Here is a 25503-nt window from a genome sequence, read left to right as displayed (position 1 = left end):
CTGCCAAGCGATCAGTGATAATGATCGCTGATACTGCCATGAAATCAGTTTGAATAGACAATTTTGTGCGGGATGAGATATTGTTGATCGATAAAACAATAATTCGCGTTATAGTAGAGCGTTTTTTAGCTGTGATTTAGGAATTGTACGCCATGGGAATCCGTGCTCAACAGAAAGAAAAAACCCGTCGTTCATTAATTGATGCTGCTTTTCGTCAACTGAGCGCACAACAGAGTTTTTCCAGTTTGAGCCTGAGAGAAGTTGCCAGAGAAGCGGGTATTGCGCCGACCTCATTTTATCGTCATTTTGATGATATGAATGAGTTGGGTCTGACGATGGTTGACGAAGGGGGGTTATTACTGCGGCAACTGATGCGTCAGGCACGTCAGCGTATTGCGACCAGAGGCAGTGTGATTCGCACCTCGGTGGAGACGTTCATGGAATTCATCGAAAATAGTCCCAATGTATTTCGGCTATTATTGAGAGAACGATCAGGAACCTCCTACGAATTTCGGGCAGCGGTTGCCAGAGAGATTCAGCATTTTGCTGCCGAGTTGACTGAATACCTCGTCCTCAATGGTCTGGCGCGAGAAATTGCAGCCCCTCAGGCCGAAGCTTCCGTCACCTTAGTATTCAGCTCCGGCGCTGAAGCGATGGATCTGGGTAAGAATGAGCGGGATGAACTGGCAGAACGATTAATTACTCAGTTAAGAATGATAGCCAAAGGTGCAGCAAGTTATCGGATTGCACGTAAACATCAACAGAGAGATGGAGTTGATTAATGTCGGATAAAAATACTTCAGAACGCAAGAATCTGATTCTTGCTTTTATTGTCGGCGTGTGTGGCGATGCCATTTTGTCTTCAATGACCATGAGCGAAGTCGCGTTTTCTATTTTCCCCTGGATAGCCTTAATTCTGGCGGTTCAGGCGCTTTATCAGGAGTACTTGCGTCAGCCCGTTTCAGAAGATTTTCCGCTCGTCGGTTTAGCTTGTTTTTTTGTCGGGGCTTTCGGACACTCGGCTTTTGTCAAAGCACAGTACCCTGATGCGGGTTCGAATTTTTTCGCGATCGTCGTGGTCCTCCTGCTGATGATCTGGATTGCCCGTAAAATGGGGTATTGGGGAAAACACTAACCCTGTACTGATATGGGTTGTTCATGTGACAAGCCGCCGTGGGAACACCATTCAATGATTTAGCGCCACACCGCATAGTAAAAGCCGGTCAGTTTACTGACCGGCTTTGTTGTTTGTGAAACGACTTTTTTCATCATTCTATCGCTGGCGTATGTGCCGGAGACAGTGAGTCTGCTGCGAGAGTGGCGTTCCTCTATTCTTCAATCACCGAAACTTTGCGCCATGCATAATCTTTAAAGTCACTTCTTTTGAAATCATAACGTTGAATAAATTTGTCAATCAACTGATCTTGTTGTTGCGTGGTCAGGTGCGTGCTCTTCGATGAGATAAAAAATAACCGCTCCTTGCCGGCAAAATTCTCCGAGGTCAGCATGTATGCGTCTTGGTTCATTTTTCCGCCATTGAGCAGCGCTTGGCTCAGAATAAAACTGCGACTGAAATGACTTTTATCCAGTTGGTATTGTTTGAGATCTTCTTGCGTCATATTGGGGTTTCTTGCTAAGAACTCTGCACGCTCCGCTTCAGTGACCGGTTGAATTTTAGTGATCCACAGTGAGGAATCTTGCTGATGCTTGTCACCGGGGTAATAGATGGACTGATTAATGTAATAATCCATCGTTTCAATATAGATACCAACCCGGTAGCCTTGTGTATTCTCGTGGCTCAAAAAGAGCGAGATGGGATTCATACCATTTTGAACATAGTCCTGATCAGCGTTGCGAAAGCTGGGGTGTTTCAGATAGTCCTGAATCTCTTTGACATAGCTGGAGAAACCGTACTGATTCGGGATCATATAGCCATTCAGTGGCATTTTGGCATTGGTATAGACGTAAAAAGACCCCAAGTCTTTTTCTCTTTGTTCGAGTGTTGTTTCGGCTTGCTTTAAGAGGTTGTATGCTTCCTGTTGCCTTTGATGATGCACATTGTTCATGATATTGACGGTATTCTTAATGGCAAGTTCATCTTGTTGTCGTTTCCATGAAATGCCCTGTAATGCCGCAATAAAACCGACGAGCAGACAGACAGCAACGATGAATTCAAGCTGACGCTTTTTATTAACCGCAGCCGCCATCTGTTCCGGGGTCAGGAAATGAATGTCATAGCCGAGAAGTTCATCTTCATTGGGTAGTCTGACTTGGCCGACATCTTCGAATGGCACATAAATCACCCGTCCGTTTTTTAATGTCACGATCGCGTAAGCATCGGCGGTCTCGACAAGGCCATGATTTTCGATACACACATACGAGATTTCCCATCCGGGACATTTCGCATGCGAGTAAAGCTCTGCTTGTTTATCAATGAGTCTAATGGCTCTCTGGACGTTGGTATAAAAGAACATACGTGATGACTTCCGTTGATGTGATAAGACGATTTCAATATGAGCATATCAATATGCACATCATGTGAATACCGATCTATGGCTGATTTAACGCAGACTGACGATACTAACAGGCTCACTTGACTAGGAGAGGAAGATTATAATGAAATCCCGGTATTGTTCTTGATAGATTGATATATAAAAGAACACACTGTGAAATTACTCGCAAAATAATGTCGAACTAATTATCAGAAAAGTATGAGATTTCACCAACTCTCTCGCGCTTTGCCAAGTGAACACTCGCCAACAAACCAGACACTGCTTACGCTGCACCGGCACCGCTAAAAAACGGTGTCGGGATTGGAACACCGAGTAATAACACCAAATGCATAAACCATCGCCTTGTGCTACTTCATGTTTATGTGTAGCCTTGGCTCTCTCATATTATGGTGAGCTGACAAGGCAACCTTGTGTTGACCGTTTGGTGTTAACGGTAGTTCCAAACCTTGTTCAGCTTGCCACCCATGGAGATTGGAACCTTCAGTGTGGCTGTATTCTCTCATTAACACCAAAGAGGTTACGATGTCTAATTCACAACCTAGTTTACACCTCACCGCTCGCGGTTATCTGATTGATTTTCTTGCTACCAGCACCGCACCTTCCGTTGACCAAAATGAACTGCGTGAGATTCTGCTATTTCTCAATAATCTGATTACGTTTGATGAGATAAATTTGATTAAAGAAGACGTAGAAGGGATTTAATGGAGAAAAGGGGGATCAGGTTGCTGATCCCCCGTAGTCGTTCTAAGGTGAACCATATTTCTCGCGCAGGTCACCGACGTTGAGGATGGTCAGGCCTTGAGCGTATTCGTTTTCTGTCAGGATATGATTCATGGCTTGCAGCTCACGACTCGGTTGCGCCCATTCGGATTCGGGCAGTGGCTGACTCCATTCAGCGACTTCAGGAAAGCTGTCGACCAGACGGCTTTGTCGCTTGCGAGCGCGGTTAATCCGCCACAAGCCAATTAAGCGACCATTGAGATACCACCACCAGCGAATGCCATTCGGAAAATCTTGTACCGCAATTTGTTTTTGTTGGCAGTACTCTTCAATCATGCCCTGAAACGTGACCAGCTGTGGCTTCCCGATTGCCTGCGGGCCATCTTCCATAAAGCGGCGGATCATTTCCCACTTGGCAGTAGCGTGAATGAGATCCTGTGCACCAATCTGTTTGGATGACCAGAAATAACCGGGTTCGTCCTCGTCATTGGCTGCAATCAGCAGATTCCCGCCGCTCATGACAGCGCCGGCTCCGACAGCGCTACCTTCACCAACCATGGCACAGACCGATTCCCATGGGAAAAAGCGGATCTCGGTTTGTTGTGTTTTCCTATTCCAGCGCGACATCATCACTTCGCGTCGCTGACGGTGAAAGCGAAATGGCAGAACCTGAGACAGAGCTTTGCGGGTTTGGTAAATAGCCCTTAATGGTAAAGTCCAGAGTAAAGGCCCTGCTAGATACATCATAGATCCGGCGAGCAACTCCATATATTGGATTTTATTAACCCATTGACCGTCAATTAACTCTTCTTTATACATAGCATGGTACAAACCGGAGATACCTCCCCCCGCACTATAAAGTAGTAAGAATACAATCAAACCTAACAAAAAGTGGGTCCACATCATCTGACTCTGAAAAACTAATCCACCATATCCACCCAGCTCAAGGTAACTATCGGTTTTGCTGATAACGCTGTCATCACTTTGGGTCGGTGGGATCTGCGTTTTGACCGGCAACGGGCTGAGCACATTGCCGCGGCTAAAGGTCTTATCGCTGCGCTGCCCGGCGTAAAAAGGAAAAGGTTGGGTCACAAAAAGGCTCCTCTCAGTGTGAGTGATTTAAGAAATATAAAGAGGGATCAGAATTTTTCTATATTCATGATGCTTTGGCAAAAATATCAATTTCCCGGCCGGTAGGGGGGATATTCTGCTCTCGCTGATTGCGAGCCATTTCGGTCAGCGTTTTATCAAACTCTTCATCTGACATACTACGCCAGTAATTTGGATTGCGTTGATGTTGTTGATCGTAGGCAGCGGTTGTCGGGTCTAAATCACGAAACTGCTCTAACATCGGGACATCAGGCAAGGGTTTGCTGACATCCATATATTGCTGAATCATATTCCATAGACGTTTGTACTCAGCCAATGGAGCATTGACACCGACCAAGGAGCCAATATTGACCCCTTGGGCATAATCACTATAACGATGGACTAACATCAGCCGATAGCTCAACAGGCCTTGGTGGTTCGGATTGCTGGCCAGGATGCAATCAAACTCGATAAATGGATGGCTGAAAATCTTACGATTCCCTTCTCCATATAGGGTCACCATACCCGTTTCTCGATTGAGGCAGTATTTTTTACGGGCAAAAAGAGAGAGGTTTGTTTTATCAACTTTGGGATTTAGCCAATTAACCCAAAGGATCGGACTATATATAATGATAGAAGGAACAGCGATATATAGTGTCATTGTTAAGAAAATATCTATGGCACTGTCTGGAGTACTTTGCATGAAATACACAATTAAAGATGAAATGACAAAAAATGGGTAAGCGATAATAAGTGCAAATTTTGCTATCCCGGCCAGAAACATATAAATGCCAGCCCAGCGAGCAAATGTATATGGCTGCATCTGCTGGTGTGTCCAAAAATCATCGACACCGACCTCACTATTGAGTACAGAGGGTTTAGGACTCCTGACAGCACTAGTTGCAATACAATCACTAGCCTGAGAAAACGGAAAAATTTCTCCCCGTTTATGCATTCTTTCTGACCAGCTTCGTTTCTCATTAGGGCTCGGCTGAGGTGTAAATGCTTGACTATTGTAGGCCGTGGACTGGTAACTCATTTAGCTTTCTCTGTTGAACTTCGGGTAACTGATAACATAGCTAGGTATTATCTTCATCTCGGTTGATTTCGTTGAGTTGCGGAGTATCTGATTTTTTTATTGTTACCGTAAGCCATGCATGCAAGCGTTGCCAAAATGAAGGTGGTAAAGGAAATTCAGGTTGATATCCGGCTCGGTATTTTGTGCAGCCTTTCTCTTTATCACATGTCCAGTTATCGTCGGAGAGACTCACGACCCAATCACTTGGCAGAGGTGTAATAATCAAATTTTGCTGATCATTTAAGCGTTGCAGAATAAAGACGGTTCGGCTGGTTGTTGGGACGATCAGTGCTTTATATCTCCCATCAGGAGAGTTGCTCACATATGCGTTTTTTCCTGTGTAATCAGGAGTCATCCATACATCGAAGCAGATCTTAAGTATCAATAACATCAAAGCAATAAGACAAACACGTCGAACCCACATACCTGCTATAGTGAATACCATTATCTGATCCCCCCCAGTTCTCCAAGTATTGTTCACTGTAATGAACTCCAAGCTTTTAACGAAATTGAAGCCCACCGTTTCGTTCTAATGAGACCGAAAAGACTCTATTTTTCTCAATGCAGTTTTTCGACGTTTTCATATCACTAAAACAGAGTAAATCAGAATCTTGATCAACCATTCGATCAACCCGATAACCGGAGCCAATATCCCAGAAAGTAATTTCAAAAGTTCCATCATTAAATGGTTTAGGAATACCATACTTTTCTTTTAAGAAATCCTGATGCTCTTGCCACCATTGGATTTTCCCCCAGCGGGTTGACGGAAAATGTTTAACAACAATATCAGTCCAGTGTTTATCCTGATGAACGTCAACGATCTCTGCAGGCTGAAGTTTTTGATAGCCGAAATAGATCAATCCACAAAAAATAAGAGCCAAAATCATCCATAACGTCTTACTCATATTTGATCTAAGCTAATGATTATTAAGATAAATTTTGCGAGAAACATTAGAGGTGGCGCCTTCTCTAACATCGTCAAGATGGTGAGGAAACTTGGTATGATTGCCTGCTACAGGAATCACAGCATTTTTTCGTTTGAATGACAGCATGTTCATTACGCTTTGGCAAAAATATCAATTTCGGGGCCGGTTTCCGACATCTTGCTCTGTTTGGCCTCAATTTGCGTGATCGCCTCTGCGTAAGCGTCATCAGACATATCCCGCCAGTAGCGTGGGTTCCGGCCGGTTTGTTGGTCGTAGGCCGCGGTGGTCGGGTCTTTGGGACGGGCTTCTTCGAGTAATAAAATATCCGGTAATGGCTGGGTGACATCCATATAGCACTGAATCATATTCCACAGCCGGTAATATTCAGCGACAGTTTCATGCGGGGTCACTAACACCCCCAGAGGCACGCCATGCATCGAGCCGCTATAGCGGTGTGCCAATAACAACGAGTAATTGACTAAGCCCTGCTGACTCGGTGTGGTGGCCAGAATGCAGTCAAACTCAACAAAGGGATACGAATAACGGACTTTGCCGCCCCGTTTATATAGGGTCACCATACCGGTACGGCGGTTGAGCTCAAACAGTTTCCGGGCATCGAGTAATTTACTGAGTAACTTAGGTTTCCAGTAGCCTCGGTTATAGAGTTCGAATTGTCCCCAGATGATGGAACAAGGAATTATTACATATAAAAAATATCCTGTAATAAACCTTATCATTCCATCGATTCCACCAGCAATAAACGATGTAAGAAACACACTAAAAATTGCTATAGGTGTAAGATACAATATAGTAACTTTAGCCAATCCTGAGAAAACTAAATATACCCTGACCCAAATATTACCCGTTAAGCCTTCTAACGTCTGTTCGTTCCAAAAACACTCCTGATTTGGGGCGATTGTTTTCATCTTTTGCCACTGGCTGGGGGAGACTTGTGCAGTGCGGGTACTCACCGTCTGGGTCGGCCGGCTCCAGGGTAGCATTCGTTGCCCGGCAGACAGTAAGCGCTGGGCGAGTGTTTTCTCCGGGCGCGGCTTTTGCGGACGGACCTGATTGCTGCGATAGGCGTGTTGTTGGTAGACGGTTTCACTCATGGATGATGAACTCTGTGGTGATGCGGGTGAAAAATATCAATCTCGGGGCCGGTTTCCGACATCTTGCTCTGTTTGGCCTCAATTTGCGTGATCGCCTCTGCGTAAGCATCATCAGACATATCCCGCCAGTAGCGTGGGTTCCGGCCGGTTTGTTGGTCGTAGGCCACGGTGGTCGGGTCTTTGGGGCGGGCTTCTTCGAGCAATAAAATATCCGGTAATGGCTGGGTGACATCCATATAGCACTGAATCATATTCCACAGCCGGTAATATTCAGCGACGGTTTCATGCGGGGTCACTAACACCCCCAGAGGCACGCCATGCATCGAGCCGCTATAGCGGTGTGCCAATAACAACGAGTAATTGACTAAGCCTTGCTGACTCGGCGTGGTGGCCAGAATGCAGTCAAACTCAACAAAGGGATATGAATAACGGACTTTGCCACCCCATTTATACAGGGTCACCATACCGGTGCGACGGTTGAGCTCAAACAGTTTCCGGGCATCGAGTAATTTACGGAGTAACTTAGGTTTCCAATAGCCTCGGTTATAGAGTTCGAATTGGCCCCAAATAATTGAAGAAGGCAAAATTACGAACATAAAATATCTAATAGAAAAATCAATTATATGATGAACAAGTTCTCCAGCGGATAACAAGTATGTTAATAATAAAATTATTAAGAAAACTGGTGTAATAAATAGTAAGGTGATTTTTCCTAACCCAGATAAAATTAAATACACCCTGACCCAAATATTACCCGTTAAGCCTTCTAACGTCTGTTCGTTCCAAAAACATTCCTGATTTGGAGCGGTTGCCTTCATTTTTTGCCACTGGCTGGGGGAGACTTGTGCGGTGCGGGTACTCACCGTCTGGGTCGGCCGGCTCCAGGGTAGCATTCGTTGCCCGGCAGACAGTAAGCGCTGGGCAAGCGTTTTCTCCGGGCACGGTTTCTGTGGAGGGATCTGATTGCTGCGATAGGCGTGTTGTTGATAAACGGTTTCACTCATGGATGATGAACTCTGTGGTGATGCGGGTGAAAAATATCAATCTCGGGGCCGGTTTCCGACATCTTGCTCTGTTTGGCCTCAATTTGCGTGATCGCCTCTGCGTAAGCATCATCAGACATATCCCGCCAGTAGCGTGGGTTCCGGCCGGTTTGTTGGTCGTAGGCCACGGTGGTCGGGTCTTTGGGGCGGGCTTCTTCGAGCAATAAAATATCCGGTAATGGCTGGGTGACATCCATATAGCACTGAATCATATGCCACAGCCGGTAATATTCAGCGACAGTTTCATGCGGGGTGACTAACACCCCCAGAGGCACGCCATGCATCGAGCCGCTATAGCGGTGTGCCAATAACAACGAGTAATTGACTAAGCCCTGCTGACTCGGTGTGGTGGCCAGAATGCAGTCAAACTCAACAAAGGGATACGAATAACGGACTTTGCCGCCCCGTTTATATAGGGTCACCATACCGGTACGGCGGTTGAGCTCAAACAGTTTCCGGGCATCGAGTAATTTACTGAGTAACTTAGGTTTCCAGTAGCCTCGGTTATAGAGTTCGAATTGTCCCCAGATGAGTAGACAAGGAGTAATAACGTACATTATATACCATAGGAATGTATCCATTATTTGGTCTGCGCTAACTTCTCCAGCAAGAAGAGCCGTAAGAAAGACAGAAACGATGAACATGGGAGATATAAAGATTATTACAATCTTGGCTAGTCCTGCTAAAATCAAATAAACTCTGGCCCATATATTGCCAGTTAGTCCTTCCAACACCTGCTCATTCCAAAAACATTCCTGATTTTTTGCGGTTGCCTTCATTTTTTGCCACTGGCTGGGTGAGACTTGTGCGGTTCGGGTACTCACAGTCTGGGTTGGCCGACTCCACGGCAGCATTCGTTGCCCGGCAGACAGTAAGCGCTGGGCGAGTGTTTTCTCCGGGCACGGTTTCTGTGGAGGGATCTGATTGCTGCGATAGGCGTGTTGTTGATAAACGGTTTCACTCATGGATAGTTACCCTTGCTGTAATTGTGCTTGCGGAACGGCCGGTGTCTCCGGTTGTGGGTCATTTATTCGTTCTTTCCTAAGCTTTAATTGAGCACGCAGTCAGGGCATCTTTAAATGTCATATGAAGTTGTTCGTGTTGATTCAAAATTAATCTCATATCAATAATCTAAATATCCTCACTTGAGGATGAGCGATTATAACTCAATCTAAATATGAATCATGATGAATTGGTGTTTCAAAACAGCACAGTGTGAAATTACTCGCAAAATAATGATGACCCCAGTGTGAGCAAAGTATGAGATTTTACGCTATGACACGCGCTTTATTTTCTTATGACTCGTCAGCAAACTAGACACCGCTTACCCTGAATTCGCACCGATAAAATTCGGTGTCGGGATTAGGAACCCTGCGTAAAAACTCAAGACATATAGACGTCGGTATATACAGACTTTACTATATGCAGTCTTGCACACCTAAATTATGGTGGACTGGACAGGCTGATTTCGGTCAGGCCGTTTCCTTGAGTGCGGTAGTTCCTAACCTCGTTCAGTTCACCACTCGAAGATTAGGAACCTTTGATTGGTGATAGTTTATAACCAACTCAGGGAGTTACTTATGTCAAACTCACAATCTAACCTTGATTTACACCTGACTGCTCGCGGTTATTTGATTGATTTTCTTGCCACCAGCACCGCACCTTCCGTTGACCAAAATGAATTGCGTGAGATTCTGCTATTTCTCAATAATCTGATTACGTTTGATGAGATAAATTTAATGAAGGAAGACGTTGAAGGGGTTTAATAAGAATAAAATTGGGGATCTATGATTAAGATCCCCATTACATGAAATTTATGGTCTTGGATTCATTTCGTCGATATAGATAACAGGAGTCATATTATTTATTATTAACTTAGCTATTTCACGTGCTTGGTCAACTTCCTCATTAGTCAAAGCTTTTACATCGTTTTCATCTAACATGGATTTGAATAAACCTAATTCAGTTTCATTGTCAGTTTCATTTTTTATAATATCAGTTACGTATGCGTATGCAGCCCCTGTTATTATATTATTACGACTATTAGAATCTGAAAAATATTCCATACATGAGTATTGTTGAGAATTTAATTTCAAGCATCTATTTATCATTTCTATCTGATATTTCTTATCTAAGAGGTATCTGTCAGTATATAATATTTTATTTATTGCTGGTGTAAAATTATTATTTGCTGGAATTTTCGCAATTTTAACTAATATTTTTTTTGTTCTTCATTTGGGGGGGGGGCTCTATTGAAGAAGGTCAAATATCGACCGTCATAATAATCATAAAACAATCTCATTAAGGGCTGATAATAATGGTTCTTAGCATTTTCAGTGACTAGTTGTTCCAGCTCTTTATGCACTTCTTCTGAGCTGTTTTCATCATACTGAAGCAGGTAATATTCTGCTTTTTTATCACCTTTCTCTGCTCGCTCTTGCAGTAGTTTTCGCCCGAGTTTACCCCACTTTTGATCACAGTAACCGCTCATAAACATCTGGCATTCACGGTTGTTGCTATCTAGACGGAGTGCGGCATAGGGATTCCCCAGCTCGGCTGACTTCTGGAATAACTTGGCCGCCGGGCCGCTGGAGTAGTAGCTATCGTCATAGGTGATTTGAGCCAACCAATACATCGCATCAGCATTGCCTTGTTCGACTAAGGGTTTCAACAGCTCTTCGGCTTTTCCCTGCCGATGTCTTTGGATATATAGGAGGGGCTCATACAGCGGATCTCCGGGACGATAGGTACTGGAGATGTACGGGTCGGGGTTAAATGGCTGACTTTCTTCAGCCATTTTCAACAGTTCCGTCAACACCTTGGGGCCTTCCGATTGGCGGGACTGAAAACCGGAAGGGATCGCCAGATAGGCCAGCAGTCCGCCGGCCGCTAAAATAATCACACCAACGATGGTCAGCAGTGTTTTGTAAATCAGTTTCTTATTGATATTCATGCTTTAAAGTGTCCAGCTTTTTTCTTTCCACGGGTTGTAGGTGGTTTTGTTCCAGAAGTAACCGTTGTCTTTTCTCGTCTCTGTTTTGAGCATTGTATGATGCGCTGAATGTTTTCGATTTCAGTCACTTCTGCGTCTGCGCATCAGATACTTTTGGCTTGGCCCCAAAAGTATCCAAAAAGGCCGGTTGTTCAGCTTTCGTGCCGGCTATCAGGGGCGCTTTTATTCGCATCCTGCTCACGAAAAGCTAAAAAGTTCGTCCTGAACTTTTTCCCCTGAGTTCATCGCTTCAAGCGACATAAGCACACAGGACGATCAAACTGAACTGATAGTGTGATGCTGAGATTTACGTTTAATCACTTTGTTTCAGGTTGACCTTGTAAATGACTTCATTTGAGCGGTTTGATTGTACCCCAATCTAAATATGAATCATGATGAATTGGTGTTTCAAAACAGCACACTGTGAAATTACTCGCAAAATAGAGGGGGGAATGATCAGAAAAGTTTAATAAACAGTTAAAAGGGGAAACCTTTTAACTGTTTTAAGGGAAAGTGTAATTTATCGGATATCAACCCTTGGGTTCATCTCGTCTATATAGATAATAGGCTGTTTATTCTTTATTAATTCTCTCGCAGATTTTCTTGCTGATATGACTTCTTCCTTTGTTAAAGGGGAGATTTTTTTTTCATATAAGCTATATTCATACAAAGATAAATTTCTATCCTTATCATTTTCTGTAATCATATCATCCCCAATCGCACACGCTGCAGACTTTAATATATCTTCTCTGGTGTGCTCTTTCAATTCAGGGTAAGAGTAAGTACATAAAAAGTATCTACTACTTAATAGATTGCTACGCTGAATTGTTTTTTTTAAATAATCTTTAGAATAAATAGATATATATGCAAGTGCTCTTTCAAATGCTGGAGGATAATTGTTATTAATCATTAATTTTGTTAATTTTGATAAAATTAATATCTCCTCTTCTGATTGTTGAGATTTTCTATCGAAGTAAGGGTAGTACCATCTTTTTTCATAATCTATTGTCATTCTCATCAATGGCTGATAATAATGATTCTTGGCATTTTCAGTGACTAACTGCTCCAGTTTTTTATGTACCTCTTCTGAGCTGTTTTCATCATACTGAAGGAGATAGTATTCCGCTTTTTTATCACCTTTCTCTGCCCGCTCTTGCAGTAGTTTTCGCCCGAGTTTTCCCCACTTTTGATCACAGTAACCGCTCATAAACATCTGGCATTCACGGTCATTGCTATCTAAACGGAGTGCGGCATAGGGGTTCCCCAGCTCGGCTGATTTCTGGAATAATTTGGCCGCCGGGCCGCTGGAGTAGTAGCTATCGTCATAGGTGATTTGAGCCAACCAATACATCGCATCAGGATTGCCTTGCTCGACTAATGGCTTTAATAGTTCTTCGGCTTTTCCCTGCCGATGTCTTTGGATATACAGCAATGGTTCATATAGTGGATCTCCTGGGCGATAAGTGCTGGAGATATACGGGTCGGGGTTAAATGGCTGACTTTCTTCAGCCATTTTCAACAGTTCCGTCAACACCTTGGGGCCTTCCGCTTGGCGGGACTGAAAACCGGAAGGGATCACCAAGTAGGCCATCAGTCCGCCGGCCGCTAAAATAATTACCCCAGCGATGGTCAGCAGTGTTTTGTAAATCAGTTTCTTATTGATATTCATGCTTTAAAGTGTCCAGCTTTTTTCTTTCCACGGTTTGTAGGTGGTTTTGTTCCACAAGTAACCTTTGTCTTCGATCGCTTGAATCGTCTCTTCAAGGCGTTTGCGGTCTGCAACCACTTGTGGCTTGTCACCTTCTTTAGCAACCCGAATGGTTAAGTAGTCATATTCACCATCCAATAAATGAGCCATGGCATCCGAGTGCTCTTCAGCTTCATAATGATATCGTTTCATATTACTACAAAGAATAATTGATTGGCTCTGAAAGCCATTTCTAATTCTTACATATTCAGTTGCTGTTGGTGCTAAAAAGGTTAAAGTTTGATTAATAAACTTTGCCAATTGCATCCAACTTTGGGTGAAGCGTCGCCACTGCTCCATCGGGAGCCGGGCGGATTCATAATTGCCCCCCATGCGGATCAGGGTCTTTTCAAACTGTCGGCGTTTTTTCTCAATATCCGCTTCACTGGCACCTGTTTTTGGGGATATCCATTCTAAGATCTGCACAATGGCTAAGGCCTTATCGACTTCTTGATTCTGTCGGGCAACTTTCTCTTCGTCATTTTCGAACAAGCCACCTTTGTTTTGGTTACTCAGGCAATCTAATAAGTTGCAGAGTGTCTCAGGCGGTAAATCAGAGACCCACATCTGAATTTTCTTTTTACCCTCTTTGCCTTCATCTTTTTTGATGATCCGTCTGGCGATTAACGGTGCATAATCTTCCTGCAAACCATCTTTGTGAATAAATGACAGGGCTTTGGCCAGCAGCAGCAGGATTTCACCTAAAGTCAGACCGAGTGCGACCGCCGCGGTCAGGTAGCGGTTGAGCTCTTCAAAGTCTTCGTTGCGGCCTTGCTCATCCACTTCACCGAAAGCTTCAATGCGTTTAAAGCCAGATTCATTGAGCATGGCGAGCAGGCATTGAATAAAGCGGTCAACATTGAGTGCATCAAGGGCGATCGCGACTTTGCCTGATGCCCCGGGGCCGCATACCAGTTTGGCTGCGACAATCACATATAAAGCTCCTCGGTGGAAGGTAATGCTAAACTGAGCTGATAAACCGACCCCGTAACTAACGGCTGCCTGAACCGCTAAACTCCCTAAGCGCATCATCTTGCCGCGCTCCGCGCTATTGGAGATGTCAATCGTCGGTGGCCGCCAGTAGACTTCACCACTCAGCTCACCGCCGACTTCAACCCCGGCAAAGGCATCGACGGTAATTCCTGCTTGTGCGGCTGAGTTCTTTTTGAGTGTGCCGAGAGCCCTTTGCCCGACGGATTGCTCTGACTGTGGCAAGGGTGCTGGCGGTGCTGCGCGGACATGGCTGATTTCACCGGCATTATAGTCCGCTGTTGTAATCGCCTTACCCCGGACACCGAGTTCACCTGCTTTTGTTGTGGCCGGGCCGAAGCAAAGATTCCCGGCGATACTGACACTGGCGGCGGCTAAACCATAAATCGTGGCGGAGACGCGCATAAACATCTCACCGGCATCATAAATGTCCTTTTTATCTTGCCCATCCACGTTTTTCAGATAATGGATTGCTAGTGGTTTCCCTTTGAACTGGCGTTTGTCTTTATGGTCATCATTTTCAGGTTGCAGCGGGAACCACGCCTTCGCCGTTAATTGGGCCCGGAATAAATCCGCAGTGAAATTGAGTGCGCCACCGGCAGTGGTATCGGTATTGACCGCAAGATTATTGTATTCGCTTAACGGGAGGTTGAGGTTGGTCTTCACACTGGAAGACAAGCGCATAAATTGTGCGGAAGCATCAACCACATATTGAGAGGATTTGCCGTCCGGCCCGAGTCCTTCTTCCCAGTGATAGCTGTCTGACCAGAATGCCGATACTTCTGATTTTTTCTCTGCGGCTAAGTTGATTGGGTTGAGCAGGAACTTGCCATTCAGCATACTCGCTTTCAATGCCTTAACGCTATCCGTTTTGATGGATGTACGGATGGCTTTCATCGCCTCAGACAGGGTCGGAAATGCATTGGCTTGTGCGGTCTTAATATTTTGGGGTGTTTTGCTGTCGGCAGCCGGGCTGACCAGCGCGACCTTGGTGGTAATATCGCTGAGGTGGCCTTTTGCCAGCAGGGTGTCTTTTTCGTCTTTAGGTAAATACCACGCCGGGCCGCGTACCCAACCGAGTGTTCCTTCAGACATCAACACACATTCAACCACCTGAAGGTCGGCCTTGCCGGTCTCTTTATGGAAGACTTTGGTCTTTTTCTCTTTGGGTCGATATTCTTTTTCTTCCCAGAGCAGCAGGTAGCTGGTTGGGATTTTATCACCGCTAAGGTAGAAGTTTCTCAGCGAGTCAGGGCCTTTTTGGGCTCTCGATGTGGCGATGGTTTTCAGCGCATCAATTCGCGCCATGGCGAGCTTTTTCAGCCACAGGAAGTCACCGAACATATCCGGTGCAGGCATCCGTTTGTTTTGCTCATCTTTATCAAGGCCCAGCAGTTCATCTAAGTCAGCTATCCACTTGGTGATTGTCGCATCGACCAGTTTGACCAGCGCCAGGCAGGGGTAATAGGCCCATTGCCCTGCGCAGCCCTGACTGAGCAGTGATTTAATCAGCTCTTCTTCGGTCTGTTTACGAGTACCGTCGATATTTGTGGCGTGCAATGCTTCCTTATTGACCTTGAGCTCGGTCAGCAAGTCGTTGACCAGCTTTGCCCCTTCGGTAATTTTGACCGGTAGTCCGTTGTCAGTGAAAAACTTATTTTCGCGCCATTCTGAAAAGTTCTTCTCAAGGGTTTTGGGGCCGAGGTGTGCCGGGCTGGTACCTTCCAGCTCGGCCATGGTCAGGCACTGCTCTTTTACCACATAACCGCGCAGGTTTAATGCATTCAGTGTTCGGGTAAAGTTCCATGCATACGGTAGGTTATTGTAGGAATATGGCCCGACAGTGACCAGTCTTTCATCCTCATGGGCCTCTCTGGCTGCGGTACATTTTTTGATAAACTCGTCGGCATACTTGACTTCACGATCCCATAAATTTTCGATCAGTTGTGTTGCCTGTTCATGGGAATCAAGCGCTAATTTGGCATCAGTTCCCCACATCTTGCGTTCCCGGAGCAACATTTTGACCGAGTTTTCTATCTCTTTTTCATAGTTACTGGTGAAGTAGCTCCGCTTTTTATCATAAACATAAGAAGAGCCGTCGTCGGCATTTTTGTTTTTCGCGGTAAGTTCTGCAACCTTATCCAGTTTTTCGATCTCATCGTCGAGATGATCCTGTAAGGTTTCTTTTAACTGTTTTCGGGCTTGCTTTAGGTGGTAGGCTTCTTTACTCGCCTCTTTGAGATAGTCTTTCACATTGTTACTGGTGAGCAGTAATGTCCGAGCAATTGGACTGGTCCACATGACCCCGATAAATGTCCAGTATTTGAGTTTTTCCCAAGTGGTATAACGGTCAAGCAGTTTATTGGTGTCAAAGCCTTCTTGTTCGGCAAGGCTGACGATAAACCCATTTTCGCCACCATTTTGATAATTTTTAGCTGCACCGGAGCGAATCGTCTTCCGCGCATGGAACAGAAAACGGTAACGCTTCAGGTCATCTTCTGATTCGAGGAACATCTCATGCGGACTGGTATAAAAGCGTGAGAGAATTCCGAGACGATTGAGGTTTTGGATGGTCTCAGTTTGATCGGCAACGATCGATTTTGCTAAGCGTTTATGCTCTGCCTGAATCGCTTGTTTGACTTCATCGGTAATGGCGTAAAACCGTTTTTGTTTTTCGGTCGGGTGTGACGGAACATACAGGATATCGGTAAACGGGGTATCCTTTCCGGAGCATAGATCACCTGCACAGGCGTCTTTTTCCGGTGGCTTGGGGATTTCATCACGGCTGCCGGGCTGATTATCGATTGCTGAGTTTGCATCCTCTCCGGGCAGAATAATGGTATCACCGGCATAGATCAGATCGATATCGTCAATCAGATCGCTGTTCAGTTTTGCGAGAATTTCCGGCTTGGTACCAAAATGCTCTGCAAGCAGACTTAAACAGTCACCGGGTTTTATTGTATAAGTTTTCGGTGTCTCAGTTGGATTAGCCATAACGTTGTTCTACCAATGCGTTAAATACGGGGGATTGTAAATGGTACGGTAACTGGAAATCGGCTTCGGTCTTCGCCTCGGGAAACTGTCTGAGTGAATGGCCGTTCTGCTGGCTGTCTACCCAACTCAGTGCCTGACACGGGCCCAGCAGTGTACATCGATCCTCTGCGGTGGTTTCTGGCGCAACGTCATTCCACATCGGGCTGGCATAATAACGAAATAGAATCGGGGAATCAGCAACGACCACATAAAGCAGTGCCTGAAAATGCTGAATGACCGATTCAGTCGCAACAGACGGATCACAGGAAAACAGCACGCTACTGGTTCGGAGTGCAAAATCTTCTTTGAGCTGTCGCTCGATTTCTGTCACACCGCTATAGCGGAAAGCCACCGGGCTTTGCTCAATTAAATGATCGAACGGGGTACCGGCAAACAGGCGATATAACTCAATGTTTTTCTCATACTGGTAAACGAGTTGGGTGATATCCGGTACCCGGACGGAATCAACCACCAGCCAATGTACCAGTGAACTATCTTGTAATGCTGGGAAAAGCCTCATTATTTATGCCTCCGAGGTACACGGACAGTCACCACGCGGACAGCTTCCGTCCGGCTGGCGCTGACACATTTTCGACATCGGTGTGTTCTGCATTGAAACCTGTTCAAATGCTGGTGCCTGAATATTTTTCGGCGAAGCAAGCGTGTAGATCGCCGGGGATGCAGGCGTTTGGGTTGCGGTGATATCTAAAGCCTGTGCCTCCTCCGGAGCTGTTAACGCGGTGAGAAGATTCGGCATGGTTGCAAGCTGGCCGGCGTAACCGCTGCCGCTGCCGGCACTGCCGCCGGAGTTAAGGTTGATCGCACCGCTGACCACATGTACGCCGCCTGCATCGACTTTGATAAAACTGCCGCCGACTTTGACGGTGATTTCATTACCGGCATCGAGTACCACAGCGTTTCCGGCCTTGAGGTGCACTTCGCTGCCTGAATCGACAATGGTTTTCTGACCGACCTTCTGATGCAGTGAGGCATCGGTTTCGAGGGTGAGGTTCTGTTTGATTGCGGTCCGCTGCTCACCGTCAATACTCAGATGGTCGTTGACCTGCACATGGCTGTAACGGTCATTTTCAACCGTGAGATGGCGGTCATGCTTAATCTGGGTGGTGCTGTCATTTTCAACCAGCGCTTCATAGTCTTTCTGCGCATGAAGATAAATCTTCTCGCTGCCGGACTGGTCTTCAAAACTTAATTCGTTGAAACCGGTGCCCTGATGGGTCTGGGTGCGAATCACGGTTTTGGTTTTGTGATCCGGCAGAGGATAGGGCGGCGTGTTGGTCGCATGATAGGTGCGCCCGGTCACCATCGGTTGATCAGGGTCACCGTTGAGGAAGGTGACAATCACTTCATGACCGATACGAGGGATCGCCATCATACCGTACTGGGCGCCTGCCCAGCCTTGTGCGACGCGCACCCAGCAGGAGCTGTGCTCGTCTTCGTTGCTGGAGCGGTCCCACGGGAAAGAGACTTTCACCCGGCCATGTTCATCACAGTAGATTTCTTCGCCTTTGGGGCCGACAACAGTCGCGACCATCGGGCCATCGACTTGCGGTTTTGGCTGGGGCTGCATACGCCACAGAGTTTCATTCGGGATGACGACAAACTGGTTGCTGTAAGTGGTGGCACCGCTGCCACCGGATTCTTCCAGTGCCTGAGGCTGACTGCCCTGATGGTCAATCCCGACAATCAGCCAGGGGCGGTTCATTGCACTATCAAGATGGTCGGCCAGTGTAAACACCACCCCGGCCTGAAGTTTGGCTTCGTTACTTTTACCGGCTGCGGTATGACTGGTGCGGCGCAGATGTTCGAGCTTAATCTGACTGAAGGCTTTGCCGCTGGCATCGTCTTTATAGCGCCCCGGTGCATCGTAGTGTTGGTAGTCCGGCAACTGATAGGCCATATCACTGCCCAATGCCGACTGTTTAAAACTGTAAGACGGCTTTTTAAAACTATAGTCACGCTGCGTCACTTCGGTGACTTCGGACTGTTTGGTCTCACGCATGGCGGAGACATATGGGGTGTCAGCCACACCACCGGAGAGCACGTTATACGGCACAGTACCGCCCAGCTGAGTAAATCCGGCGCTATTGTCGGTGACAATTAAGGTATGTTTTTCGGCCTCGTGGCTGAAGGTGTACATTAAGCCTTCTTCTGCCGCCAGCCGGTGGAAGAACGCTAAATCGGTCTCCCGATACTGAACACAGAACTCCCGCGGTGCACATTCGCGTTTGACGGAGAAGGCGTAGTCGGTGATGTTCATTTCCGAGAGGAGCATCGCCAGAATCTCAGGGACGGTTTTCTGTTGGAAAATCCGGCTGTTATGGCGCAATGACAACCGCTCAAGCGCGGGCACCAGTGTCAGGGAATAATAAGTGTGATGATGGCCGGTATCACCGCGGCTGAAGCTGCGCACAATGCCGTGGACTTGCTGCACCACTTCGCCATTGCGGATGACTTCCAGCACGGCTGCGGTATCAACCAGTTGCTCGGCACGGATGCCGGAATCGCGGCTGGCCAGCTCGATGTGATAGCGAAAGCCATACACCGGGTTGCCCTGTGCATCCAATGAATCAGAGATCGATTCATGTCCCTGATAGTCACGGACGACCAACGCTTCACCGACACTACTGACAAGACGGAAGTTCAAAGTCCCCATAGTTTTTACCTGACATTGTGAAATAAGCAAATGATGAAGATGAACTGCTCTGTCTGAATGTGGATGCGTTTATCTATTTATTTTTGCAGACGAAAACAGAGCCAGCGCTATTATAACGAAACGGTTATATGAATCCTGATGAAAACAAAAATATGACTGATAAATGAGAAGAAAAGCGCTTTTCCTGAAGGGAGGTCTCACTTTTATAGAGATAGATAACAGTGTGAAATTACTCGCAAAATAATGATGACCCCAGTGTGAGCAAAGTATGAGATTTTACGCTATGACACGCGCTTTATTTTCTTATGACTCGTCAGCAACTAGACACCGCTTACCCTGAATTCGCACCGATAAAATTCGGTGTCGGGATTAGGAACCCTGCGTAAAAACTCAAGACATATAGACGTCGGTATATACAGACTTTACTATATGCAGTCTTGCACACCTAAATTATGGTGGACTGGACAGGCTGATTTCGGTCAGGCCGTTTCCTTGAGTGCGGTAGTTCCTAACCTCGTTCAGTTCACCACTCGAAGATTAGGAACCTTTGATTGGTGATAGTTTATAACCAACTCAGGGAGTTACTTATGTCAAACTCACAATCTAACCTTGATTTACACCTGACTGCTCGCGGTTATTTGATTGATTTTCTTGCCACCAGCACCGCACCTTCCGTTGACCAAAATGAATTGCGTGAGATTCTGCTATTTCTCAATAATCTGATTACGTTTGATGAGATAAATTTGATTAAAGAAGACGTCAAAGGGGTTTAAAAAATATAAAGAGGGATCAGGTTGCTGATCCCTCTTTTTCTATATTCATGATGCTTTGGCAAAAATATCAATTTCCGGGCCGGTTTCCGACATCTTGCTCTGTTTGGCCTCAATTTGCGTGATCGCCTCTGCGTAAGCGTCATCAGACATATCCCGCCAGTAGCGTGGGTTCCGGCCGGTTTGTTGGTCGTAGGCCGCGGTGGTCGGGTCTTTGGGACGGGCTTCTTCGAGCAATAAAATATCCGGTAATGGCTGGGTGACATCCATATAGCACTGAATCATATTCCACAGCCGGTAATATTCAGCGACAGTTTCATGCGGGGTCACTAACACCCCCAGTGGTACGCCATGCATAGAGCCGCTATAGCGGTGTGCCAATAACAACGAGTAATTGACTAAGCCCTGCTGACTCGGCGTGGTGGCCAGAATGCAGTCAAACTCAACAAAGGGATACGAATAACGAACTTTGCCGCCCCGTTTATACAGGGTCACCATACCGGTACGGCGATTGAGTTCAAACTTCTTTTGAGCATCAAGTAATTTACGAAGTAACTTTGGTTTCCAGTAGCTTCGGTTATACATTTCGAATTGTCCCCAGATAATGCTAGCGGGAAAAATCGCATATAGAAAATAAGCCCAAAGTGCTTCTATCCAATCAGATAGACCAAATCTTCCAGTCGTAACTAAAGACGTTAATAATAAAGTAACAATAAATATTGGTGTAAAATATAATATTACGAATTTTCCTAGTCCCGAAAAAATTAAATATACCCTTGCCCAAATATTACCGGTTAAACCTTCTAACGTCTGTTCGTTCCAAAAACATTCCTGATTTGGGGCGATTGTTTTCATCTTTTGCCACTGGCTGGGGGATACTTGTGCAGTGCGGGTACTCACCGTCTGGGTCGGCCGGCTCCAGGGTAGCATTCGTTGCCCGGCAGACAGTAAGCGCTGGGCAAGCGTTTTCTCCGGGCGCGGTTTCTGCGGAGGGACCTGATTGCTGCGATAGGCGTGTTGTTGGTAGACGGTTTGACTCATGGATGGTTACCCTTGCTGTAATTGTGCTTGCGGAGCGACCTGTGTCTCCGGTTGTGACTGACTGTCCGTTTGTTTATCGGTAGCAGTAAACTGATACTCTCGCTCACGGGAGTCGGCCCAGAAATAATTGACCGGGTGGCTCTTCGGCTCATTCATCAGGGTCTCCCAGAAGCCGACGGGCTGACCGTCATCAAAATCAGCAACCTTGATGCTAATTTTGCCCTCAGTCAAATGCCGCTGGGTTTCTTTAAATTCAGCCAACGGGGGCTGAGGGAAGACCATATTTTTTACTTCGACCTGTGCCAATACCTGAATATTGCGCTGGTAGCGTGTGATTGCCTGAGGAGATACCACACTCTCTTGGTTTGCATAGGTGTTTTTAAACAGATAAATGCGTTCTTCTGCGTTGGTGATGGTTTCAGCTTCCTTAATCGATTGATGCTTAATCACCTGCCACATCGGGCCCCTGAACCTTGCCGCTGTTTCATCGCCAAAGGTGCGTTTCATATTTTCTCTGGCTTCTATCTCCCCTCTGTTTTCACTGACCCGCTCCAGCACTTGCCGGAATTTCACCTTGAATTGGATTTTATTATCCTGAATATTGAATAATTGCGCCACATTGGATTTGATCCGCACACAGTGAGTGATGCCGGTGGTTTTATAGGCGTGTCGTTGGGTGGCACTAAAGGGCGCTGCATCAATGGGGTCAACCTGGATACGCAGAGACACAAACAGGCTGAGTAACTGTTTATAGGCTTCTTCCGGCTGTTGGGTCAAAAAGGCATAGTCATCATCACCAGAGGCCGGATCTTCACCGAAGGGGCCATTTTTAATCCATGCTTCTAATGGCCCGTCGGTAAACAGATAGGTAATCAAAAAACCGGCCCCTATAACAATTAATGAGATCCAGCCGATCGGCCCCATGCCTAAAAATGTCCAGGTAGAAGAGAAAAACAGCCCTGCCACTGAGCCGAAGACAACCCCGGTCGCCATTAAGGCTGTGCCCCAAGCCGCATCATTATCTTTTCTGTTAAACAGGCGGATCATATCCCATACCATCAGTCCTGCTGTCAGTAACCCAGCAGCAAAGCCAGCAAACTCCAGGATGGTAACCCGTCCAACCAGTTCAACACCGAGCTTGCCTTTCGGCCAAGCGGCCTGTGTTTCAGCACTTAACTGAATCATAGTTTTATCTGATAGGGCAAATAACCGCCCATTGTTTGCTTTTAGTAAATTTCGGCTGTGAACACTGGCTATTGATATATCCATTATTGCGCTGCTTAAATTAAGTATGGAATAGGCATTATCTTTACCAATATTTTTATATATATAACTCAATGCATTCCAGCAATTTATCAGTTCTATGCCCAAGACAAATAAAGGAATATGGAATTTCTCGTAGGCATTGGTTTTGGTGACATGGTCTTTAGATAAATCTGCGGTTTTGAGCTCATCAATCAGCTTATGGTTATTTTTGATAAACAGGGCTGCTTCTGAATCGACATCTTTCAGCATGAGCAGTTGTAAATCTTCCTGAATATCCAGACTGGTGTTTTTGGGCATCCGTGCTTTGCTGGTTGACGCGATTTTCTCACCGTCCACAGACAAATCACCGTGGGCAATTTGTCTGCCTTGTGTGTTGCGGTAACTCCCTGATGATTGCTCAGGACCAACACCGAATTTGGCATCAGGGTTGTCGAGACCAATCACAAAACCTTCAATTTTTTCACCAGTTACCGGGACAAAGGTCAGCGATTTTAAGGTATCACCACCAAACATTTTGGCCATGCCCACGGCATCGGTATAGAGCTTTTTAAACGGCATTGAGATGGTGGCTTGTTTTGTTTCAGCCAACGCTCCGGCTAATGTGGTTAAATCCAAGCCGTGTTGGAAATAGCTGCTGAGCATGGCATCGATAGCCCCCATAATACGGCGCACTTGCGGAAATTCCGATTGTTCCGCATCTTGGGATATTCGAATTAACGTGCCGGCTTCTACCTGCTCAAGGCTTTCAGGTTTGATCTCCAGCCCTTGCGAGACGATTTTAGCCAGCAGAGCAACATTGATAATGCCGGAGCCGTCATTGGCTTCACCTTCCAGTTTCTCCAGCTCTTTTTTGTAAGGTGCAGTTTCTTCGGCGGTATCTAAATATTCGTTGAGGGTTTCCTGAGTTTTTTTGCTCCCGAACAATACCTCTCTTAATGGGTGAGAACTATCTTCGACAAAGATTTCATTGACCGCTGCCAGTGAGGATGAAAAGTCACGACGTTTATGTTTTGGCAGCAACTGATCACATTGATCCGGGTCAGATAAGAGCGCATGGCGACAAGTATTGACCTGTATGAGTGCGCCCAATGCGTTACCGTTACCCATACTGATCATATCTTTTAGAGCGAAAGCGTATTTGTGGTCTTTCAGTCGCTCAAGGACTTTCTTTTGCAGGCTCCTCACATCATCACGTATTTTCTCTCGCCAATGAAAACGCAAGGTCCGTTTAAACGGACTATGATCTTTCAAATCAACATGTTTTTTCAGTTTGTAGGATGGATTCTCTTGTTCTCCGAGTTTCGGGGTTAAGACGAATATCTGTAAAAGTTCAGCGCTTTTGTAGAAAGGCTGACTCATTGCATCCAGCTGAATCTGCTGTAAAAAGCTATTCGCGTATTGCAAGATTGCGAGGTGATGCCGCAGGTTGAATACGGGATCGGTTAAGTAAAGGACTTGCAGTTTTCTTGCTTTTGCATCGGCAAGATAATCTCCGGTCGCTTCGCCTTCCCATGAAGAAAAATCAGGCTCAGGGCCAAGTTTTTCGACCTTAGCATCTTTTTGTTTTTGCCAGAGGACCCGACCTAAAACCGAAGAACGTGCATCATACTCATAGTTCATTTCACTATAGGTGGTAAAGGCGTCATCTTTGCAGTATTCCTCACGCTCTTTCTGGGCCGATTGGAGGCGTGTTTGCAGAACCGCTCCGGATAGGTCTTTATTGAATGCACAAGGGTCAGCTAACTGAAGCTCTGAAACGTCGTCTCTGGCTCGCATTTCTAGCATATCGGACGCCCGGTTCAGGTCGTCAATCTGTTCCATTCGTACATTGAATTCGGATGGGTTTGCCTCTAGGTTGTTGATCCGCTCACCGCTCCACTGTACCTCTGAGTACGCCATGCGAATATCGGTTTTACGGCCATTCTCTTTGGCCGGGTACCAAATCTCTTTTAATGCTTCGCCCGTGACTTCACGTTTCGTCTCGGTTTTGACCGGCTTATCCCGGCCTTGCCGATAAGCAAAGAGGTTAACGTCTTTGAAACAGGGCTCTCCGGCATCTGTGGCTGAAACTTCGATTTCCCGCCAGATTTTGCCGTTGTAAGCAATATAGAGATACCCCTTGCGTAGCGGGGCAATGCGCTCTTCAGGGGTTGCGTGCTCTTTAAATGTGGGTAACAGCGTCAGCGGGATAAATGAATGGAGCTGATATTTTTGCGGGCCTTTTGCGATCCGTTGGGTATGGCTGACATTGTCGAACAGCGGCAGCATGATCGGGCCATCGCTGGCTTTCACCGAGAGCCATACATTGCGATTTTCTTTTTCCTGACACCAGTCCCAGCCGTAGATCGTCGTTTCAGCGAGGGCTTTGTCGGTATACTTCTTTCCCTCCAGCGCTGATTGTTGCTTCATATCGGTCAGATCATAGAACGCAAAATCCTGCTGGGTGTCGTGTTGGGTACCGGTGACTTCGATCAACAGCAGTTTGTTATGATCACATGTACAAGCCATA

Annotated in this window: 21 protein-coding genes; 5 read left to right on the top strand and 16 right to left on the bottom strand. The window is 46.1% G+C overall.

Features of this window, described 5'->3' with window-relative positions; genetic code table 11:
• Positions 1–152: 152 nt before the first annotated feature.
• Complete coding sequence (fabR, locus tag OCV37_RS14465; RefSeq protein WP_038185535.1) at positions 153–782, top strand: HTH-type transcriptional repressor FabR; 630 nt, start codon at positions 153–155, stop codon at positions 780–782.
• A complete protein-coding gene (locus OCV37_RS14460) occupies positions 782–1135 on the top strand; it encodes a YijD family membrane protein (RefSeq protein WP_038185538.1) in 354 nt (117 codons plus the stop codon). Before fabR ends, OCV37_RS14460 begins: the two co-directional genes overlap by 1 nt.
• Before the next feature lie 193 nt (positions 1136–1328).
• Here the strand turns inward: OCV37_RS14460 and OCV37_RS14455 are convergent, their stop codons facing one another.
• Positions 1329–2375 (bottom strand): hypothetical protein, encoded by a 1047-nt coding sequence (locus OCV37_RS14455; protein ID WP_157635089.1) that lies wholly within the window; start codon positions 2373–2375, stop codon positions 1329–1331.
• Positions 2376–3035: 660 nt separating this feature from the next.
• On the opposite strand from OCV37_RS14455, the gene OCV37_RS14450 reads away from it, so the two are divergent.
• Entirely contained in the window at positions 3036–3215 is a 180-nt protein-coding gene (locus tag OCV37_RS14450) for a hypothetical protein (protein WP_038185544.1), read from the top strand.
• Between the two features lie 42 nt (positions 3216–3257).
• Here OCV37_RS14450 and OCV37_RS14445 read toward each other — a convergent pair whose 3' ends face one another.
• The 7 genes from OCV37_RS14445 to OCV37_RS14415 form a co-directional block, all read right to left on the bottom strand.
• Positions 3258–4325 carry a hypothetical protein gene (locus OCV37_RS14445; protein ID WP_038185547.1) on the bottom strand — a complete coding sequence of 356 codons (1068 nt, stop codon included), beginning with the start codon at positions 4323–4325 and terminating at the stop codon, positions 3258–3260.
• 64 nt (positions 4326–4389) lie between these two features.
• On the bottom strand, positions 4390–5361 hold the full coding sequence (locus OCV37_RS14440) for a hypothetical protein (RefSeq protein ID WP_038185550.1): 972 nt from the start codon (positions 5359–5361) through the stop codon (positions 4390–4392).
• Between the two features lie 40 nt (positions 5362–5401).
• Complete coding sequence (locus tag OCV37_RS14435) at positions 5402–5845, bottom strand: hypothetical protein (protein ID WP_157635090.1); 444 nt, start codon at positions 5843–5845, stop codon at positions 5402–5404.
• Between the two features lie 55 nt (positions 5846–5900).
• The gene (locus tag OCV37_RS14430) at positions 5901–6305 is read right to left on the bottom strand and encodes a DUF943 family protein (protein WP_038185612.1); all 405 of its coding nucleotides are present in this window, start codon (positions 6303–6305) and stop codon (positions 5901–5903) included.
• A gap of 152 nt (positions 6306–6457) precedes the next feature.
• A complete protein-coding gene (locus OCV37_RS14425) occupies positions 6458–7438 on the bottom strand; it encodes a hypothetical protein (protein WP_261888106.1) in 981 nt (326 codons plus the stop codon).
• Positions 7435–8442 carry a hypothetical protein gene (locus OCV37_RS14420; RefSeq protein WP_261888105.1) on the bottom strand — a complete coding sequence of 336 codons (1008 nt, stop codon included), beginning with the start codon at positions 8440–8442 and terminating at the stop codon, positions 7435–7437. The genes OCV37_RS14425 and OCV37_RS14420 overlap by 4 nt, the downstream gene beginning before the upstream one ends.
• Entirely contained in the window at positions 8439–9446 is a 1008-nt protein-coding gene (locus tag OCV37_RS14415) for a hypothetical protein (RefSeq protein WP_261888104.1), read from the bottom strand. The genes OCV37_RS14420 and OCV37_RS14415 overlap by 4 nt, the downstream gene beginning before the upstream one ends.
• Positions 9447–10061: 615 nt before the next feature.
• Between OCV37_RS14415 and OCV37_RS14410 the strand changes: the two genes are divergently transcribed.
• Positions 10062–10247, top strand: a complete 186-nt coding sequence (locus OCV37_RS14410; RefSeq protein ID WP_038181615.1) for a hypothetical protein — start codon at positions 10062–10064, stop codon at positions 10245–10247.
• Positions 10248–10295: 48 nt separating this feature from the next.
• Here OCV37_RS14410 and OCV37_RS14405 read toward each other — a convergent pair whose 3' ends face one another.
• The 6 genes from OCV37_RS14405 to OCV37_RS14380 form a co-directional block, all read right to left on the bottom strand.
• The gene (locus OCV37_RS14405) at positions 10296–10577 is read right to left on the bottom strand and encodes a hypothetical protein (protein WP_157634976.1); all 282 of its coding nucleotides are present in this window, start codon (positions 10575–10577) and stop codon (positions 10296–10298) included.
• A gap of 116 nt (positions 10578–10693) precedes the next feature.
• Positions 10694–11434: an SEL1-like repeat protein gene (locus OCV37_RS14400; protein ID WP_038181610.1), complete on the bottom strand. Its 741-nt coding sequence runs from the start codon at positions 11432–11434 to the stop codon at positions 10694–10696.
• Positions 11435–11993: 559 nt separating this feature from the next.
• Positions 11994–13142: an SEL1-like repeat protein gene (locus tag OCV37_RS14395; protein WP_038181607.1), complete on the bottom strand. Its 1149-nt coding sequence runs from the start codon at positions 13140–13142 to the stop codon at positions 11994–11996.
• A 3-nt stretch (positions 13143–13145) separates the two neighbouring features.
• Entirely contained in the window at positions 13146–17204 is a 4059-nt protein-coding gene (locus OCV37_RS14390; protein WP_038181605.1) for a LysM peptidoglycan-binding domain-containing protein, read from the bottom strand.
• Entirely contained in the window at positions 17197–17763 is a 567-nt protein-coding gene (locus OCV37_RS14385; RefSeq protein WP_038181603.1) for a DUF4123 domain-containing protein, read from the bottom strand. The genes OCV37_RS14390 and OCV37_RS14385 overlap by 8 nt, the downstream gene beginning before the upstream one ends.
• A gap of 3 nt (positions 17764–17766) precedes the next feature.
• Entirely contained in the window at positions 17767–19917 is a 2151-nt protein-coding gene (locus tag OCV37_RS14380) for a type VI secretion system Vgr family protein (protein WP_261888103.1), read from the bottom strand.
• A 587-nt stretch (positions 19918–20504) separates the two neighbouring features.
• Here OCV37_RS14380 and OCV37_RS14375 point away from each other — a divergent pair.
• Entirely contained in the window at positions 20505–20690 is a 186-nt protein-coding gene (locus OCV37_RS14375; RefSeq protein WP_261888102.1) for a hypothetical protein, read from the top strand.
• A gap of 45 nt (positions 20691–20735) precedes the next feature.
• Here OCV37_RS14375 and OCV37_RS14370 read toward each other — a convergent pair whose 3' ends face one another.
• The gene (locus OCV37_RS14370; protein WP_261888101.1) at positions 20736–21728 is read right to left on the bottom strand and encodes a hypothetical protein; all 993 of its coding nucleotides are present in this window, start codon (positions 21726–21728) and stop codon (positions 20736–20738) included.
• A gap of 6 nt (positions 21729–21734) precedes the next feature.
• Positions 21735–25502 carry a toxin VasX gene (locus OCV37_RS14365; protein WP_038181620.1) on the bottom strand — a complete coding sequence of 1256 codons (3768 nt, stop codon included), beginning with the start codon at positions 25500–25502 and terminating at the stop codon, positions 21735–21737.
• Position 25503: the final 1 nt, after the last annotated feature.

The sequence above is a fragment of the Vibrio rhizosphaerae genome, from assembly GCF_024347095.1.
Taxonomy (GTDB): domain Bacteria; phylum Pseudomonadota; class Gammaproteobacteria; order Enterobacterales; family Vibrionaceae; genus Vibrio; species Vibrio rhizosphaerae.
Note: the sequence above shows the minus strand (reverse complement) of the source record. Positions and strands in the feature narration are given on the sequence as shown.

What these genes read in the sequence shown, in the direction of transcription:
- OCV37_RS14395 (WP_038181607.1), bottom strand. Translation starts at nt 13,142, where the DNA reads ATGAATATCAATAAGAAACTGATTTACAAAACACTGCTGACCATCGCT.
- OCV37_RS14425 (WP_261888106.1), bottom strand. Translation starts at nt 7,438, where the DNA reads ATGAGTGAAACCGTCTACCAACAACACGCCTATCGCAGCAATCAGGTC.
- OCV37_RS14385 (WP_038181603.1), bottom strand. Translation starts at nt 17,763, where the DNA reads ATGAGGCTTTTCCCAGCATTACAAGATAGTTCACTGGTACATTGGCTG.
- OCV37_RS14415 (WP_261888104.1), bottom strand. Translation starts at nt 9,446, where the DNA reads ATGAGTGAAACCGTTTATCAACAACACGCCTATCGCAGCAATCAGATC.
- OCV37_RS14430 (WP_038185612.1), bottom strand. Translation starts at nt 6,305, where the DNA reads ATGAGTAAGACGTTATGGATGATTTTGGCTCTTATTTTTTGTGGATTG.
- OCV37_RS14440 (WP_038185550.1), bottom strand. Translation starts at nt 5,361, where the DNA reads ATGAGTTACCAGTCCACGGCCTACAATAGTCAAGCATTTACACCTCAG.
- OCV37_RS14410 (WP_038181615.1), top strand. Translation starts at nt 10,062, where the DNA reads ATGTCAAACTCACAATCTAACCTTGATTTACACCTGACTGCTCGCGGT.
- OCV37_RS14400 (WP_038181610.1), bottom strand. Translation starts at nt 11,434, where the DNA reads ATGAATATCAATAAGAAACTGATTTACAAAACACTGCTGACCATCGTT.
- OCV37_RS14390 (WP_038181605.1), bottom strand. Translation starts at nt 17,204, where the DNA reads ATGGCTAATCCAACTGAGACACCGAAAACTTATACAATAAAACCCGGT.
- OCV37_RS14370 (WP_261888101.1), bottom strand. Translation starts at nt 21,728, where the DNA reads ATGAGTCAAACCGTCTACCAACAACACGCCTATCGCAGCAATCAGGTC.
- OCV37_RS14450 (WP_038185544.1), top strand. Translation starts at nt 3,036, where the DNA reads ATGTCTAATTCACAACCTAGTTTACACCTCACCGCTCGCGGTTATCTG.
- OCV37_RS14460 (WP_038185538.1), top strand. Translation starts at nt 782, where the DNA reads ATGTCGGATAAAAATACTTCAGAACGCAAGAATCTGATTCTTGCTTTT.
- OCV37_RS14380 (WP_261888103.1), bottom strand. Translation starts at nt 19,917, where the DNA reads ATGGGGACTTTGAACTTCCGTCTTGTCAGTAGTGTCGGTGAAGCGTTG.
- OCV37_RS14375 (WP_261888102.1), top strand. Translation starts at nt 20,505, where the DNA reads ATGTCAAACTCACAATCTAACCTTGATTTACACCTGACTGCTCGCGGT.
- OCV37_RS14420 (WP_261888105.1), bottom strand. Translation starts at nt 8,442, where the DNA reads ATGAGTGAAACCGTTTATCAACAACACGCCTATCGCAGCAATCAGATC.
- OCV37_RS14435 (WP_157635090.1), bottom strand. Translation starts at nt 5,845, where the DNA reads ATGGTATTCACTATAGCAGGTATGTGGGTTCGACGTGTTTGTCTTATT.
- fabR (WP_038185535.1), top strand. Translation starts at nt 153, where the DNA reads ATGGGAATCCGTGCTCAACAGAAAGAAAAAACCCGTCGTTCATTAATT.
- OCV37_RS14365 (WP_038181620.1), bottom strand. Translation starts at nt 25,502, where the DNA reads ATGGCTTGTACATGTGATCATAACAAACTGCTGTTGATCGAAGTCACC.